This is a genomic window from Pseudonocardia sp. ICBG1293, from assembly GCF_020131355.1.
Classification (GTDB): domain Bacteria; phylum Actinomycetota; class Actinomycetes; order Mycobacteriales; family Pseudonocardiaceae; genus Pseudonocardia.
Genome location: NZ_JAHLEL010000006.1, coordinates 181,140 through 195,596, shown reverse-complemented (window position 1 = coordinate 195,596; position 14,457 = coordinate 181,140). Strand labels below are relative to the sequence as shown.

The window sequence follows — 14,457 nt, the reverse complement described above, 5'->3', positions numbered from 1 at the left end:
GCGGACCTCCGCCGGTCTCACATGCCCATGCCGCCGTCGACCGGCAGGCCGGCACCGTTGACGAACCGGGCGGCGTCCGAGGCCAGGAACGCGACCGCATCGGCGATGTCGGCGACCTCGCCCAGCCGGCCCGACGGGGTCAGCTCGACGACCGCGCCGACCGCGGCCTCCGGGCTCTCGAACAGCCCGAGACCGGCGGTCTCCACGGCGAGCTTCTGCCCCATCGCGGTCGGGACGAGCCCGGGGTAGACGCAGTTGACCCGCACCCCGTAGCCGAGCTTGCCCGACTCCATCGCCGCGACCCGGGTGAGCCGGTCGACGCCGGACTTGGTCGCGGAGTAGCCGCCGATGGAGGGGAACGCGATGGTCGCGGCGACCGAGGACACGTTGATCACCGCGCCGCCGCGGCCCGCCGGGCCGCCGGGCCGCATCGCCCGGAAGGCGTGCTTGATGCCGAGCATCGTGCCGAGCAGGTTGATCTCGAGCATCCGGCGGACGTCGTCGGGCTCGGTGTCGGCCAGCAGCTGGGTGACCTCGACGCCCGCGTTGTTGACCACGACGTCGAGGCCGCCGAAGCGTTCCACCGTCTCCGCGACGGCGGCGGTCCACGACGCGTCGTCGGTGACGTCGAGGTGCACGAAGCCGTGCTGCTCGCCGAGGGACTTCGCGAGCGTGCCGCCCGCCTCGTCCTGCAGGTCCGCGACGACGACCCGTCCACCGGAGTCGGCCAGCGCACGGGCCATCCCCTCGCCCAGTCCCTGCGCGCCCCCGGTCACGAGCACGGTGCGTCCGGTCAGGTCGATCTGCGTCACGGCGACTCCACTGTCGATCGGTGATGTGGGCCACAGGCTGCCGCGATCTCTGACCAGTTGTCAAGACATCGTCGGGCGGGTGTCCAGAACGACGACGTCGAGGACGCAACGGTCGGTTACAGTGGCCCCCGGTCCGGCGACGGGAGGTGGCCGCGTGGCACGGGCGAACCCGGTCGACAAGCACGACGCGCGCCGCCGCGCGCTCGCGGACTCGGCGCTGCAGACCCTCGGCGAGCTCGGCTACGCCCGGGCGTCGCTGCGCGAGATCGCCCAGAACTCCCCGTACAGCCACGGCGTGGTCCACTACTACTTCACCGACAAGCTGGAGCTGATCGTCTACTGCGTGCGGCAGTACAAGGCGGTGTGCGTGACCCGCTACGACGGCGCCGTCGCCGAGGCGACCACACCCGACGGCCTGGTCACGGCGTTCGCGGACAAGCTGTGCGAGACGATCGTCGACGAGGCCCCGATGCACCGCCTCTGGTACGACCTGCGGGCGCAGAGCATGTTCGAACCGACCCTGCGTGAGGCCGTCGGCCAGATCGACCGGACGCTGGAGGAGATGGTGTAGCGGGTCGTCACCCGCTACGCCGAACTCACCGGCACCGCGGTCGCGCTGAGCCCGCACGCGGCCTACGGGATGGTCGACGGGGTGTTCCAGCAGGCCCTGCTGGGGTTCCTGGTCGGCGACGACCCGCACGCGCTGGACACCCTGCGCACCGAGGTGCGCGATCTGCTCCCGCTGACGCTGCGCCCGGCGCCGGTCGGGGCGGGTACCGGCGCCTGACCCGGCCGCACCCGGCCCCGGTCCTCACCGCGACCGGGCGGACAGCCCCCCGTCGACGGGCAGGCAGACCCCGTTGACGTAGGCCGCGCGGTCCGACGCCAGGAACACCGCGGCCTGCGCGACGTCGTGTGGCGACCCCATCCGGCCGGTCGGGCTCATCTCGTGCCGTGCGGCCAGCGCACCGTGGTCGTCGACGACCTGCTCGCGCACCATCGGGGTGTCGATCAGCCCCGGCAGCACCGCGTTGGCCCGGATCCCGTCGCGCGCGTAGGTCAGGGCCAGCGACACCGTGAGCTGGTCCAGACCCGCCTTCGCCGCGTTGTAGACGGGATAGACGTAGCCGGTGTCGCGGATCGCGGCCAGCGACGACACGTTCACGATCGCGCCGCGCCCGGCCGCGCGCATGTGCGGCAGGGTGTGCCGGCAGGTCAGGTAGGCACTGGTCAGGTTGACCGCGAGCCCGCGGTTCCAGTCCGCGAGGTCCAGCCCGGTGACCTCGCCCAGCACCACGGCACCGACGTTGTTGTGCAGCACGTGCGGCACGCCGAGGGTGTCGACGACCCGGGCGACGGCGCGGGCGACGGCGTCCTCGTCGGTGACGTCGGCGGTGACGGCGAGCGCCGTGCCGCCCGCGCCCGCGATCTCCTCCGCCACCCGGGCCGCCTCGCCGCCGTCCCGGTCGACCGCGGCCACCAGGGCGCCGGCCTCGGCGTAGGCCAGCGCCGCGGCCTCACCGTTGCTCGGTCCCCGTCCGGCGGACCCCGCGCCGAACACCACGACCACCCGACCCTCCAGCTCCCGCACCGGCCCCTCCTCGCGTCGTCGTCCCCGTCACCCTGCGCCCGCGGCCCGGACACCGACACCGACACCGACACCGACCACCGACGAGCACGGCGGCACCGGCGTGCTCCGTCTGTAGGATCGTCGGGTGCTCGGCGAGACCGCGACGGCGCTGATCGACCACCTCGCCGAGGAGCTGTCCCGGTCGGTGGTCGTCGACGACCCCGCCGTGCAGGTGCTCTACGCCAGCGCGCACTACGGGGACGCCGACGAGACCCGGGTCGCGGCGGTGCTCAACCACGGCGCGGGTCCCCGCATCCGTGGCTACGTGCTCGCCCAGGGGGTCCTGTCCTGGACCCGCGCCGGGATCATCCCGGCCAGCGACGAGCTGGGGATGCACGCCCGGGTGTGCGTCCCGGTGCGCTGGGAGGGTCGGCTGCTGGCGCTGGTGATGGTGATGGACGCCGACGGCTCGCTCACCACGGGCGAGCTGGGGCGGATCACCGAGGTCGCCGACCGGCTGGCGCTGTCGCTGCAGGACCTGGCGGGCACCGCCGACGCGGCCCGCGCGGACGAGCGGCGGGTGCTCGACCTGCTCGGCGACGACCCGGTGGCCCGGAGCAGGGCGCTCGCCGGGCTCGGGCGCGTCCCCGGACCGGGGGCGGTCGCCGTCGTCGTGGCGGTGCCGGGGGCCGGTGCGGACGACGAGCACGCCGCGATCGCGCTGCGCACGGCCCTGTCCGGACGCCGCCGGGACGAGCCGGGCGGATGGCCGGGCGCGGTCGGGAGGGGCACCGCGGTCCTGCTCGCGGACCCGGCGACCACGGGGTCGGGTGACCTGCCCGGGCAGGTGCGCCGGGTCGTCGACCGGGTGGGCGAGCTGGCCCACGGCCGGTTCCGCTGTGTCGCCGGGATCGGCGGGCCGGTGACCGCGCCGGAGCTGCCTGCGGCCTCGGTGACGCAGGCACGGGCCGCCTGCGCGGCCGCGGAGCTGGGGCTGCGCCCCCCGGTGGCCCGGTGGGCGGAGCTCGGGGCGCTCGGCCCGCTGCTGGCGGCCCCACCGGACGCGCTGACCGACCAGACGCTGCCCGACGAGCTGCACAGGCTCCGCGCCGCCGACCCGGACGGGCGGCTGGTCGCGACGGTCCGCGCCTACCTCGACGAGGCGGGCAACGGACCGGCCGCCGCCGCCCGGCTGCACATCCACCGGACCTCGCTCTACTACCGGCTCGACCGGGTCACCCGGCTCACCGGCCTCGACATGTCCGACGGCGCCACCCGGCTGGCACTGCACCTGGGGCTCGGTGTGCTCGACGTCGTCGAGGCACGGAAGCGGGCATCGGTTCGACAGACGGAGCACGGACGGGCCTGATCCCTCGTCCACCGGCGGTGGTGACCGGGGCCACAGCCGCCCAGAATCCTCCGCGGACCGAGGAGGACCGATGGCCATCTTCACCACCGCCGACGGCGTGGCACTCGACTACCACGACTCCGGCGGCGACGGCGTCCCGCTGGTGATGCTGCACGGCTGGGGCCAGACCCGGACGATGTTCGCCCACCAGCTCGCCGGTCTCGGCGCCCGGCGCCGCGTGATCACCTACGACCAGCGCGGGCACGGCGCGTCCGGCAAGCCCCACCACGGCTACCGCATCGCCCGGCTCGCCCAGGACCTCGTCGAGCTGCTCGACCACCTCGGCCTCGACCGCGCCGACCTGCTCGGCTGGTCGATGGGCGCCTCGGTGCTGTGGAGCCACATCGACACGCACGGCACCGGCCGGATCGGCAGGCTGGTGCTGGTCGACCAGCCCGCGGCCGTCGCCGCGGTGCCGTGGATGTCGGAGGAGGAGCAGACCGGCTCGGGCGCGATCTTCGACGTCGGCGGGCTGCTCGGACTGGCGGCCGACCTCGCGGGCCCGGACGGTCCGCGGGTGCGGGAGGCGTTCGTCCGCTCGATGTTCTCCGGCACCCCCGCCGACGACGTCCGGTCCCTGGTCGCCCGCGAGATCACCCGCACCCCCGCCCACGCCGGGGTGCCGCTGCTGTTCGACCACTGCGCGCAGGACTGGCGCGACGTGCTGCCCCGGATCGACGTCCCGACGCTGGTCATCGGCTGCGAGGGCAGCCACGTGAGCCCGGAGTCGCAGCGCTGGATCGCCGACCGTGTCCCCGGGGCGACGCTGCACGTGTTCACCTCCGACGAGGCGAACTCGCACTTCGTGTTCCTGGAGAACCCGGCCGCGTTCGACGCGGTGGTGGAGAAGTTCCTGGGCTGAGCGCCCTCACGGCGCGGGGTCCCCCCGCCGTGCGCCCGCGCGATGCCGTGGGCCGCGGCGCGCAGGGCGGGGACGAGTGTGCGGGCCCGGCCGTCGTGCGGCTGCACCGTCGACAGCGCCGCCACCACGGTGCCCTCGCGCCCGCGGACCGGGACGGCGACGCCCGTCGCGTCCGGGTGGACGTGGCCGTCGGTCACGACGTACCCCTCGCGCCGGACGCGCGCGAGCAGCACCCGCAGCCGGGCCGGGTCGGTCACGGTCGCGGGGGTCCGGCGCTCCAGCGGCGCCGCGAGCACCCGCTCCTGCTGCTCGGGCGGCGCATGGGCGAGCAGGACCAGACCCGAGGACGAGACGTGCAGCGGCAGCCGCCCGGCGATCCGGGTCAGGTTCACCACCGCCCCGGGTGCGGAGAGCCGCTCCAGGAAGATGACGTCGTCGCCGTCGAGGACACCCAGCTGTACGTGGTGCCCCACCACGGCGTGCAGGTCCCCGAGGAAGGGCAGCGCCGCGGCCCGCAGGGTCAGCGTCGGCGACGCCCGCTGCCCCAGCTCCCACAGCCGCATCCCGATCCGCAGGCGTCCGGAGCCGGTCCGGGTGAGCAGACCCTGCTCGACGAGCTGCCCGACCAGCCGCGACGCGGTGGCGACGTGCAGACCCGACGCCCGGGCGATCTCGGCCACGCCCAGCTCGGACCGCCCGGGCTCGAACACCGACAGGATCCGCACGGCCCGGGCCAGCACCGGTTCGCCCGCGGCCACGGGAGGAGTCTGCACCTAGGGCGTGTCTCCTAAAGTGCGCAACCAGGTGACGATGGCCTTCAGTGCAACTCCGCCGCGGTAGGTCAGGGCGAGTTTGTCGTAGCGGGTCGCGAGGCCGCGCCACTGCTTGACCTCGCAGAACCCGCGTTCGACGACGTTGCGGCCGCGGTAGTCGACCCGGTCGAACGCCGGTGGTCGACCGCCGCGTGTGCCGCGTCGTTTCCGGTGTCCCTGCTGGTCAGCCGGCTCCGGGATGACCGCGACGATCCGTCGTCCGCGCAGGTGGGCGCGGATGGCGCGTGAGGAGTAGGCCTTATCTGCGCGGACCCGCTCGGGCCGGGTCCGCGGTCGGCCCGGACCGACCCGTCCGACGCTCAGATGTGACATCAGGTGCGCGAACATCGGGGCGTCACCGGCCTGGCCAGGGCCGACCAGTACGACCAGCGGGCGGCCGTGTCCGTCAACGAGCTGGTGGATCTTCGTGCCGAGCCCTCCGCGGGAGCGGCCCAAGGCGTGATCGGGCGGCTCGATCAGCAGATTCTTGTAGTTCGATCCGGCCCCCTGTGTCCCGCTTCAGGGTCGCGGCGTGTTGGTGAGCGCGGATGATCGTCGAGTCGACCGACACGGCCCAGTCCACGAGACCGGCGGAGTCGGCATCGGCGAGCAGAGCTGCGAGAACCTGGTCCCAGGTGCCGTCACCGCAGTAGCGGCGGTGGCGTTTCCATAGGGTCTGCCACAGCCCGAACTCGACCGGGACATCACGCCAGGCCAGCCCGCAGCGGAACCGGTAGATGATCCCCTCGATCACTCTGCGGTGATCGGCGAACGGGCGCCCTGGCATCCCGTCCGACGAGGGCAGTAACGGCTCGAGTCGGTCCCACTGGGCATCGGTCAGGACGGCACGGCGCGACACCTACTGATCATCGCGCAGGCCCGACCAGCCGGGTTAGGAGACGCGCCCTAGGCCCGCGTCACCCGCAGCGGCATCGACGCCCAGGCCCGCATGGTGTTGTTCGGTCGCCGGCGCGGCGGACCGGCGGGAGTGATCGTCGTGACCCGCGCGGCGAGCGCCCGCAGCACCGATTCGGCCTCCAGCCGGGCGACGTGCTGGCCGACGCACTGGTGCAGGCCCATACGTGGCCCGACGGGTCACGGTCGAGGTCGAAGCTGCCCGCACCGGGCCCCCAGTGCCGCGGGTCCCGGTTCGCCGAGCCGAGGAACATCAGCACCTTGCGCCCGGCCGGGACGCGCACGCCGGCGAGCTCGGTGTCGGTCGCCGTCGTGCGGAAGAAGGTCTGCACGGGGGACTCCCAGCGCACGGCCTCGTCGAACGCGACGCGGGCGAGCCCGGGATCGGCGCGCAGCCGGGCCCACTGCTCCGGGTGCCGGGCCACGGCGTGCAGCACCGCGGCGAGCCCGGTCACGGTGGTGTCGACCCCGGCCGACAGCAGCGACCGCACGACCAGCGGGGCCTGCTCGGGGGTGAGCTCGCCGCGGTCGGCGGCGGCCCAGATGTCGGCACCGAAGCCCTCCCCCGCCAGTGCCTCGCGGGCGCACTGCGCGTTCACCCAGGCCGAGAGCTCCCCGAGCCGCGGCAGCTTCTCCTCCAGCAGCGCGTTGCGCGGACCGAACGCGTTGAACAGCAGGTCGCCGTAGGGCAGCAGGTTCTCCCGGCCCTGTTCGGGCAGCCCGACGGCGTCGGGGAACACGCGCAGCGGGAACGCCTCGGCGATCGCGGGCACGGCGTCGAACTCGTCGCCACCGGCCAGCACCTCGTCGACGAGGGCCTCGGCGTCGGCCGCCCAGCGGTCCCGCAGCGTGCGCAGCGCGCGCGGCCCGAGGACCTTCCCGAGCACCCGGCGGGGCGCGTCGTGGTGCGGCGGGTCGGCCTCCAGCAGCAGCGACGGCGGCCGCCACGGCGCCTCGGTGTGGAAGTTCGCCAGCCCCACCCCGGCCCCGGAGCGGAAGCTCTGCCAGTCGACCAGCGCGGCCCGCACCTCGGCGTAGCGGCCGAGGGCGAGCACGTCGTGGCGGGTGAGCCGGACCAGCGGGCCCGCGGCGCGGAGCTCCTCCTGGAACCCGAGCGGATCGGTGAGGACCTCGGGGGCGAACGGGTCGACGTCGGTGGTGGGCAGGTGGTCGAGCGCGGCCGTCATGGGCGCTGCCTTCCGGTCGGATCGGGTCGGACGGGGCTCAGAGGTCGAGGACCAGGCGCGGCCCGAGCGAGCGCGAGACGCAGACGAGCATGCAGTCGGCGGCGGCGCGCTCGTCGTCGTCGAGGACGGAGTCGCGGTGGTCCGGCTCGCCGGCCAGCACGGTCGTCTCGCAGGTCCCGCAGGTGCCCTGCCGGCAGGACGACAGCACGTCGACGCCGGCGTCGGTGACCGCGTCGAGGACGCTGCGCCCGGGTGCCACGGTCACGTCGGTCCCGCGGCGGGCGAGGTGGACCGCGAACGCGGTGTCGCGGACCGGGCCGGTCGCGCGCGGGACGAAGCGCTCGGTCCGCACCGTGTGCGACGGCCACCCGGCCGTGGCGTCGGCCAGCGCCGCGAGCAGCGGGGCGGGACCGCAGCCGTACACCCGGGTGCCCGGTGCGGGCCGTCCCAGGAACCCGGCGAGGTCGAGCAGCCCGCACTCGTCCTGCGGGACGGTCCGGACCCGGTCCCCGTGGACCGCGAGCTCGGCGGTGAACGCCATCGACGCCCGGGTGCGCCCGCCGTAGAGCAGCGCCCAGTCGGAGCCGAGCAGCGCGGCCGTGGTGATCATCGGCAGGATCGGGGTGATCCCGATACCGCCCGCGACGAACAGGTGGCGCGGGGCCGGGACCAGCCCGAAGTTGTTCCGTGGCCCGCCCAGCCCGATCTCGTCACCGACGGCGAGCCGGTCGTGGACCCAGGCCGACCCGCCGCGCCCGCCCGGCTCGCGGAGGACCGCCACGCGGTAGCGGTGGGCGTCCCATCGGTCCCCGCACAGCGAGTACTGCCGGGTGCGGCCACCGGGGAGCACGAGGTCGACGTGCGCGCCGGGGGTCCAGTCCGGCAGCCGGCCGCCGTCGACGGCGACCAGCTCCAGCGACACCACCCCGTCGGCCTCCCGGCGACGGTCCGCGACCCGGACCGTGCGGTTCTCGGCACCGGTCACCGCTGCTCCCCTCGTCGTCGAGGAGCCGAGCATCCGTCGCGGCGCCACCGCTGCGGAAGCCGACTCTCGCTCAGCGAGACACCGGGTTGCTACAGCGATCCGGCGAGGCTCCGCCCGGCGGCCCGGCCGGAGAAGATGCAGCCGCCGAGGAACGTGCCCTCCAGCACGTTGTACCCGTGCACCCCGCCCCCGCCGAACCCGGCGGCCTCGCCCACCGCGTACAGCCCGGGGATCGGCTCGCCGTGGGTGTCGAGGGCGCGGGAGCCCAGGTCGGTCTGGATCCCGCCGAGGGTCTTGCGGGTCAGCACGTGCAGCTTCACCCCGATCAGCGGGCCGGCGGCGGGATCGAGGATCCGGTGCGGCGTGGCGACCCGGCCGATGCGGTCGCCGAGCGAGCGACGGGCGTTGTGGATGCCCTGGACCTGGGCGTCCTTGCTGTAGGGGTGGGCCAGCTGCCGGTCGCGGGCCTCGATCTGGCCGCGGAGCAGTGCCGGGTCGAGCGGCGGGGCGTCGGTGAGAGCGTTCATCCGCGCGACGAGCTCGTCGAGGGTGTCGGCGACGACGAAGTCCTCCCCGTGGGTCGTGAACGCCTCGACCGGGCCGGGCGCACCCCGGCTGAGCAGCCGTTCGCGGAGGAAGGCACTGCGGCGACCGGAGGTGATGTCGGGGTTCTGCTCGGAGCCCGACAGCGCGAACTCCTTCTCGACGATCTTCTGGGTGAGCACGAACCACGAGTGGTCGTAGCCCGCGATGTCCGGGGTGGTGCGCAGGTGGCGCAGGGTGCCGAGGGTGTCGTAGCCGGGCAGGTACGGCGCGGGCAGCCGCCGCCCCAGCGCGTCGAACCACATCGACGACGGCCCGGGCAGGATGCGGATGGCGTGACGGGGCCAGACCGGGTCCCAGTTGACGACGCCCTCGGTGTAGTGCCACATGCGGTCGCGGTTGACCAGCCGCACGCCGGCGGCGGCGGCGATGTCGAGCATCCGCCCGTCCACGTAGGCCGGCACCCCGGTGATCATCGACGACGGCGGCGTGCCCATCCGCTCCGGCCAGTACCGCCGGACCATCTCGTGGTTCGCGCCGATCCCGCCGGTGGCCAGCACCACCGCCGGGGCGGACAGCGTGAACTCCCCGGTCACGTCGCGGTTGCTCGGGGCGCCGCGCGGCGAGTCGTCGGGGCCAGGACGGCGCCGCGGACGCCGGTGACGGCACCGTCGGTGCGGACCAGGTCGTCGACGCGGTGGCGGTGGTGGAAGGTCACGAGCCCGGCCTCGGCGGCCCGCAGGGCGGAGTCGACGAACGGTCCGACGACGCCGGTGCCGGTCCCCCAGCTCACGTGGAAACGGGGCACGGAGTTGCCGTGCCCGGTCGCGGTGAGGTCGCCGCGCTCGGCCCAGCCCACCGTCGGGAGGAAGGAGACGCCCAGCCCGGTGAGGTAGGAGCGCTTCTCCCCGGCGGCGAACTCGACGTAGGCGCGGGCCCAGCGGACGGCGTGGGAGTCCTCGTCGTCGAGGCGGTCGAACCCGGCGCTGCCCTGCCAGTCGCTCCAGGCGAGCTCGACCGAGTCGTGCACCCGCATGCGGCGCTGCTCGGGGCTGTCGACGAGGAAGATGCCGCCGAAGGACCACCACGCCTGCCCGCCGAGGTCGACGGGCCCCTCCTGGTCGACGACCGCGACCCGGTGGCCCCGCCGGGTCAGCTCGTGGGTGGCGACCAGACCGGCCAGTCCCGCCCCGACGACGATCACGTCCGCGTCCATGCCACTCCCGTTCGTCGCCGGCCCGCCGCACCCGTACCGGGGCGGCCGGTAGGAACAGACGTATCAGATCCGGCCCCGGGAACGGGTGACGGGCCGGGCCGTCCCCACATCGACCGACGTTCGACGAGGCCGCCGCGACCGAAAGGTTATAGGTCGATCACTAACTTAGAGTCGAGATGACAGCCGAGGACGACATCGCCGGCCGTCGTGCGGGTGCCCCGCACGCCGTGGTCGAGCACCTGCGCCTGACCGCCGCGGGACGCGTCGACGAATGCGTGGAGCTGTTCGCCCCGGACGCGGTGCCCGAGTTCCCGTTCGCCCCGGTCGGAGTGTCGCCACGGGTCACCGGGCGCGATGCGTTGATCGCGCGCATGAGCCGCTTTCCCGAGCCCTTCGACGTGGAGTTCGTCGACCTGGTGTTCCACGAGACCGTCGATCCGAGTCTCGTGGTCGCCGAGTTCCGCTCGACAAGTACGGCGCGGCCGACCGGCGAGCCGTACGAGCAGACACTTACATCTCGGTCGTCCGGACCGATGACGACGCCCGCATCATCCACTACCTGGACCACTGGAACCCCTTGGTGGCGATCGAGGCGTTCACACCGGACGACGTGCCGCCCGGCTCCGACCTCGGCGTGCCTTTCGGCAGCTGAGAGCGGTCGGGTTTGACTGGTGCCCATGCCCACCCACGGCGCCAGCACGAAGAGCGACGAACGACGGCGTGCGGTGGTCGCAGCGGCGATCGACTGCTTCGCCCGGAAGGGCTTCTACGGTACGACGACGGACGAGATCGCCGAGGCGGTCGGCATCTCGCAGCCGTATCTCTACCGCCTGTACTCGAAAAAGCAAGCCCTGTTCGCGGCGGCGGTGGATCACGTGTCCGTCGACATGACCGGGACCCTGGCCGTGCAACCGGCCGGCATCGGGTTCAGCCGTGAACCGCTCATCGAGCGGGCCGTGTGTCGGTCTTACGCCACGCAGGTCGACGCCGTTCGGCAGCCGCTGGACAACGACGCCGAGGTGCGGCGCTGGTTCGGTGCCGGAATGCTCGACAACGTGGTCGCCGTGCTCGGCCTGGCCGAGCTGGACGAGCCGTGGGCGCGCACCCTCAGCGATCGATGATCCGACGCCGGGACGGCACAGCCGCCGGCCGGACCGGTTGTCGCCACCCGATCGGTGAACGGGCGGCCGAGGTCCCTTCGGCGCTGTCGGATCCGTGCCGCCCGCGCGCCGGGTGGCGGGGACGCGGACGTCGACGGCGTGGAGGGCACGCCGGACCTCGACGGGCGACGCGGAGGCGTGGACCTCCCCCACCGAGCCGGTCCGTGGTGTGACACCTCGGATCGGCGTGCACCGCGGGGGGCCCGCGACGTCCCACCGCCCCCCGGCGCCATCATCGCGTGCGACGGCGGACCGAGCGGCTCAGGTGCGCGGCAGCACACCCAGCAGCGCCGAGGTGAGAGAGATCCGCAGAGCGTCACGCAGCTCCACGTGGAGCACGCCGAGGGCGGGTTCGTCCGCATAGGCGGCGAGGACGCTGGGCGGCGGCGGGACGTACGCCGACAGGGCACCCGCCGTGACCAGGCTCATCAGGCAGAACAGCTGCGCGCCGTCGCCGAGCTCGGGCAGGTGACGACGTACCAGCTCGGTCATGACCGCGAGCCTGCCGAGGGAGGACCGCTTGTGTCGCTTGACGACCTCGACCGAGACGTTGTGCTCCAGGACGTCGCCCTGCGCGCCGAAGAGGTCGCACAGCACCACCCGGCTCGCCAGTGAGCCGCTGAGGATCTCGGCCAGTCGGGCCGCCCGCGCCTCCGGTGCCTCGTGCGCGTCGATGCCCTGGGCCAGGTCGTCGGCCAGTCCGGCCAGCCAGTTCTCGAGGAAGGTGTCCAGCAGTTCGAGCAGCACCGCCTCGCGCGACTCGAAGTACCGCAGGACGTTCGACTTGGCCAGGCCCACCCGCCGGCTGAGCTCGTTGAGGCTCACCTCGGCCACGGGCATCTCGTCGAGCATCGCCGCCGCCGCGTCCATGATCGCCCGGCGGCGGATCTCCCGCTGCTCCTCGCTCCGGGCCCGCTGGAACGTCACGCCCCCAAGCCTACCGTGGAGACCATCGGTCTCTTGACTGAAGACCGCCGGTCTCTTACGGTTGCCATTAACAGACCGCCGATTCCTTAGGAAGTGGGCCATGACCAACAACTGGACCGAGCACCACATCCCCGGTCAGCACGGCCGGGTGGCGATCGTGACCGGCGCCAACACCGGTCTGGGCTTCGAGACCGCCCGGATGCTCGCCGAACGCGGCGCGACGGTGGTCCTGGCCGTCCGCGATGTCGAGTAGGGCAAGCAGGCGGCCGCCCGCATCACCGGCGACGCCACCGTCCAGGCCCTCGACCTGGCCTCCCTGGACTCGATCCGGTCCGCCGCGGCCGACCTGCGCACCGCCCACCCGCGCATCGACCTTCTAATCAACAACGCCGGCGTGATGTACACCCCACGGCGGACCACCCACGACGGCTTCGAGCTGCAGTTCGGCACCAACCATCTCGGCCACTTCGCCCTGACCGGCCTCCTGCTGGACCGACTGCTGCCCGTACCCGGTTCCCGCGTCGTGACGGTCAGCAGCACCGGTCACCGCATCCGGGCCGCCATCCACGTCGACGATCTGCAGTCGGAGCGCTCCTACAGCCGCGTCGCCGCCTACGGGCAGTCGAAACTCGCCAACCTGATGTTCACCTACGAACTGCAGCGTCGGCTGGCCCCACACGGCTCCACGGTCGCGCTGGCCGCCCATCCCGGCGTGTCCCACACCGAACTCGCCCGGAACACACCGACCGCGCTCCGCCTGCCCCTCACCTTCCTCGCACCGCTGCTCACCCAGAGGGCCGAGATGGGGGCCCTGCCCACCCTTCGCGCCGCCACCGATCCCACAGCCACCGGCGGGCAGTACTACGGTCCCGGCAGCCGGGGTGAGCTCCGGGGCCACCCGAAGCCGGTCTCCTCCAGCCCCGCCTCCCATCACCGGGCCACCCAGCAGCGCCTGTGGGCCGCCTCCGAGGAACTGACCGGGGTGACGTTTCCCGCTCGATGAACCGGCAGCCCCGCCCGCGCGGAGGGCCCCTGCTCCCGCGGACACCCCCATCCGACGAACGAGGCGAGGCCCATGTCCGATCCGTCCGAGAAATCCGGATCACCGGTCCCCGAGGTCAGGCAGGCGATCGTCACCGGTTGCACCCGCGGTATCGGGGAGGCCGTCGTCCGTCGGCTCGCCGCCCGGGGAACGAGTGTGGTCATGGTCGGCCGCAGCGACACGACCGTGCGCCGGGCCGCCGACCGGATACGTGCGGCCGTCCCCGGCGCGGACCTCCGTCCGGAGAGCGCCGACCTGTCCCTGGTCCGGGACGTGCGCGCACTGGCCGACCGGCTCGCCGAGACCACATCTCCCGACGTGGTGATCAACAACGCCGCGGTCACCGCCGACGTCCGCGCGCACACCGACGAGGGCATCCAGCTCACCCTGGCCACCAACCACCTGGCGCCCTCCGTGCTGATGCGCACTCTCGCCGAGTCCGGGTCGCTCCGGGACGCACGCGCCCGGTTCGTGGTCGTCGGCGCCGATCCCGCCGTGCTGGAGCGCTTCCCGGTCGACCTCGACGACCTCCACGCGCAGAACGCCCGTGCGCTCAGCCGTGTCCCCAGCATGCGCCGTTTCGCCGCCTACGCACGTTCCAAGAACATGAACACGATGTTCGTCCACAGCCTGGCGCGCCGGCTGACGGGCGGCGGCATCACCGTCAACGGAGCCCATCCCGGGGTCATCGCCCACACGGGCCTCTCCCGCGGCGCACACGGACTGGAGAGGGCGCTGACCACGATGGTGCGGCTCAACCCCCTCAGGAAGACGCCCGACCAGGGGGCGGGGAACCCCGTCTGGGTGGCGACCGATCCCGGCCTGCACGGAGTGAACGGACGCTTCTTCGTGGACCGTAAGGAGGTCGCCACCCCCGACCACACGCTCTCCCCCGAACGCTGCGAGGCCCTCTGGCAGCTCAGCGCGGAGCTGACCGGCATGCAGCCCTGATACCACTCAGAACCGCTCACCGGCTCGGCGGCGCATCGGCGTGCGTCACCCGGTGGCCGTGACGTCC

Annotated in this window: 12 protein-coding genes and 4 pseudogenes; 8 read left to right on the top strand and 8 right to left on the bottom strand. The window is 73.6% G+C overall.

Translation table 11 applies throughout. The features are described 5' to 3' along the window. Nucleotides 1-17: 17 nt before the first annotated feature. A complete protein-coding gene (locus tag KPF47_RS01530; RefSeq protein WP_224386404.1) occupies nt 18-812 on the bottom strand; it encodes an SDR family NAD(P)-dependent oxidoreductase in 795 nt (264 codons plus the stop codon). 154 nt (nt 813-966) lie between these two features. On the opposite strand from KPF47_RS01530, the gene KPF47_RS01525 reads away from it, so the two are divergent. Both KPF47_RS01525 and KPF47_RS39810 read left to right on the top strand, forming a co-directional pair. Further along, nucleotides 967-1,383, top strand: coding sequence for a TetR/AcrR family transcriptional regulator (locus KPF47_RS01525; RefSeq protein ID WP_308015291.1), 417 nt, complete (start codon nt 967-969; stop codon nt 1,381-1,383). 81 nt (nt 1,384-1,464) lie between these two features. After that, nucleotides 1,465-1,599, top strand: a complete 135-nt coding sequence (locus KPF47_RS39810; protein ID WP_308015289.1) for a hypothetical protein — start codon at nt 1,465-1,467, stop codon at nt 1,597-1,599. A 24-nt stretch (nt 1,600-1,623) separates the two neighbouring features. Here KPF47_RS39810 and KPF47_RS01520 read toward each other — a convergent pair whose 3' ends face one another. Beyond that, nucleotides 1,624-2,403 carry an SDR family NAD(P)-dependent oxidoreductase gene (locus tag KPF47_RS01520; protein WP_224386403.1) on the bottom strand — a complete coding sequence of 260 codons (780 nt, stop codon included), beginning with the start codon at nt 2,401-2,403 and terminating at the stop codon, nt 1,624-1,626. A gap of 124 nt (nt 2,404-2,527) precedes the next feature. On the opposite strand from KPF47_RS01520, the gene KPF47_RS01515 reads away from it, so the two are divergent. Both KPF47_RS01515 and KPF47_RS01510 read left to right on the top strand, forming a co-directional pair. Further along, entirely contained in the window at nt 2,528-3,751 is a 1,224-nt protein-coding gene (locus tag KPF47_RS01515; RefSeq protein ID WP_224386402.1) for a CdaR family transcriptional regulator, read from the top strand. A 70-nt stretch (nt 3,752-3,821) separates the two neighbouring features. Further along, entirely contained in the window at nt 3,822-4,652 is an 831-nt protein-coding gene (locus KPF47_RS01510; protein WP_224386401.1) for an alpha/beta fold hydrolase, read from the top strand. Nucleotides 4,653-4,753: 101 nt separating this feature from the next. Here the strand turns inward: KPF47_RS01510 and KPF47_RS01505 are convergent. The 5 genes and pseudogenes from KPF47_RS01505 to KPF47_RS01485 form a co-directional block, all read right to left on the bottom strand. After that, nucleotides 4,754-5,332 (bottom strand): annotated as a pseudogene (locus tag KPF47_RS01505) (IclR family transcriptional regulator); the annotation flags it as partial. 93 nt (nt 5,333-5,425) lie between these two features. Further along, a pseudogene (locus KPF47_RS01500) lies at nt 5,426-6,323 on the bottom strand (IS5 family transposase). Nucleotides 6,324-6,381: 58 nt separating this feature from the next. Further along, entirely contained in the window at nt 6,382-7,566 is a 1,185-nt protein-coding gene (locus tag KPF47_RS01495) for a cytochrome P450 (RefSeq protein WP_308015288.1), read from the bottom strand. 37 nt (nt 7,567-7,603) lie between these two features. Next, nucleotides 7,604-8,584 carry a 2Fe-2S iron-sulfur cluster-binding protein gene (locus KPF47_RS01490; RefSeq protein WP_374108785.1) on the bottom strand — a complete coding sequence of 327 codons (981 nt, stop codon included), beginning with the start codon at nt 8,582-8,584 and terminating at the stop codon, nt 7,604-7,606. Between the two features lie 56 nt (nt 8,585-8,640). Next, nucleotides 8,641-10,310 (bottom strand): annotated as a pseudogene (locus KPF47_RS01485) (FAD-binding dehydrogenase). A gap of 176 nt (nt 10,311-10,486) precedes the next feature. Between KPF47_RS01485 and KPF47_RS01480 the strand changes: the two are divergent. Then, nucleotides 10,487-10,978, top strand: a complete 492-nt coding sequence (locus KPF47_RS01480) for a nuclear transport factor 2 family protein (RefSeq protein WP_224386399.1) — start codon at nt 10,487-10,489, stop codon at nt 10,976-10,978. Between the two features lie 9 nt (nt 10,979-10,987). Beyond that, a complete protein-coding gene (locus tag KPF47_RS01475; RefSeq protein WP_224386398.1) occupies nt 10,988-11,431 on the top strand; it encodes a TetR/AcrR family transcriptional regulator in 444 nt (147 codons plus the stop codon). Nucleotides 11,432-11,731: 300 nt separating this feature from the next. Here KPF47_RS01475 and KPF47_RS01470 read toward each other — a convergent pair whose 3' ends face one another. Continuing rightward, entirely contained in the window at nt 11,732-12,397 is a 666-nt protein-coding gene (locus KPF47_RS01470) for a TetR/AcrR family transcriptional regulator (protein WP_224386397.1), read from the bottom strand. 100 nt (nt 12,398-12,497) lie between these two features. On the opposite strand from KPF47_RS01470, the pseudogene KPF47_RS01465 reads away from it, so the two are divergent. Beyond that, a pseudogene (locus KPF47_RS01465) lies at nt 12,498-13,400 on the top strand (SDR family NAD(P)-dependent oxidoreductase). 72 nt (nt 13,401-13,472) lie between these two features. Then, nucleotides 13,473-14,390, top strand: coding sequence for an SDR family NAD(P)-dependent oxidoreductase (locus KPF47_RS01460; RefSeq protein ID WP_224386396.1), 918 nt, complete (start codon nt 13,473-13,475; stop codon nt 14,388-14,390). Nucleotides 14,391-14,457 lie beyond the last annotated feature (67 nt).

Excerpts from the sequence above, each read along its gene's own strand:
- KPF47_RS01510 (WP_224386401.1), top strand. The coding sequence starts at position 3,822 with ATGGCCATCTTCACCACCGCCGACGGCGTGGCACTCGACTACCACGAC.
- KPF47_RS01495 (WP_308015288.1), bottom strand. The coding sequence starts at position 7,566 with ATGACGGCCGCGCTCGACCACCTGCCCACCACCGACGTCGACCCGTTC.
- KPF47_RS01490 (WP_374108785.1), bottom strand. The coding sequence starts at position 8,584 with ATGCTCGGCTCCTCGACGACGAGGGGAGCAGCGGTGACCGGTGCCGAG.
- KPF47_RS01480 (WP_224386399.1), top strand. The coding sequence starts at position 10,487 with ATGACAGCCGAGGACGACATCGCCGGCCGTCGTGCGGGTGCCCCGCAC.
- KPF47_RS01475 (WP_224386398.1), top strand. The coding sequence starts at position 10,988 with ATGCCCACCCACGGCGCCAGCACGAAGAGCGACGAACGACGGCGTGCG.
- KPF47_RS01460 (WP_224386396.1), top strand. The coding sequence starts at position 13,473 with ATGTCCGATCCGTCCGAGAAATCCGGATCACCGGTCCCCGAGGTCAGG.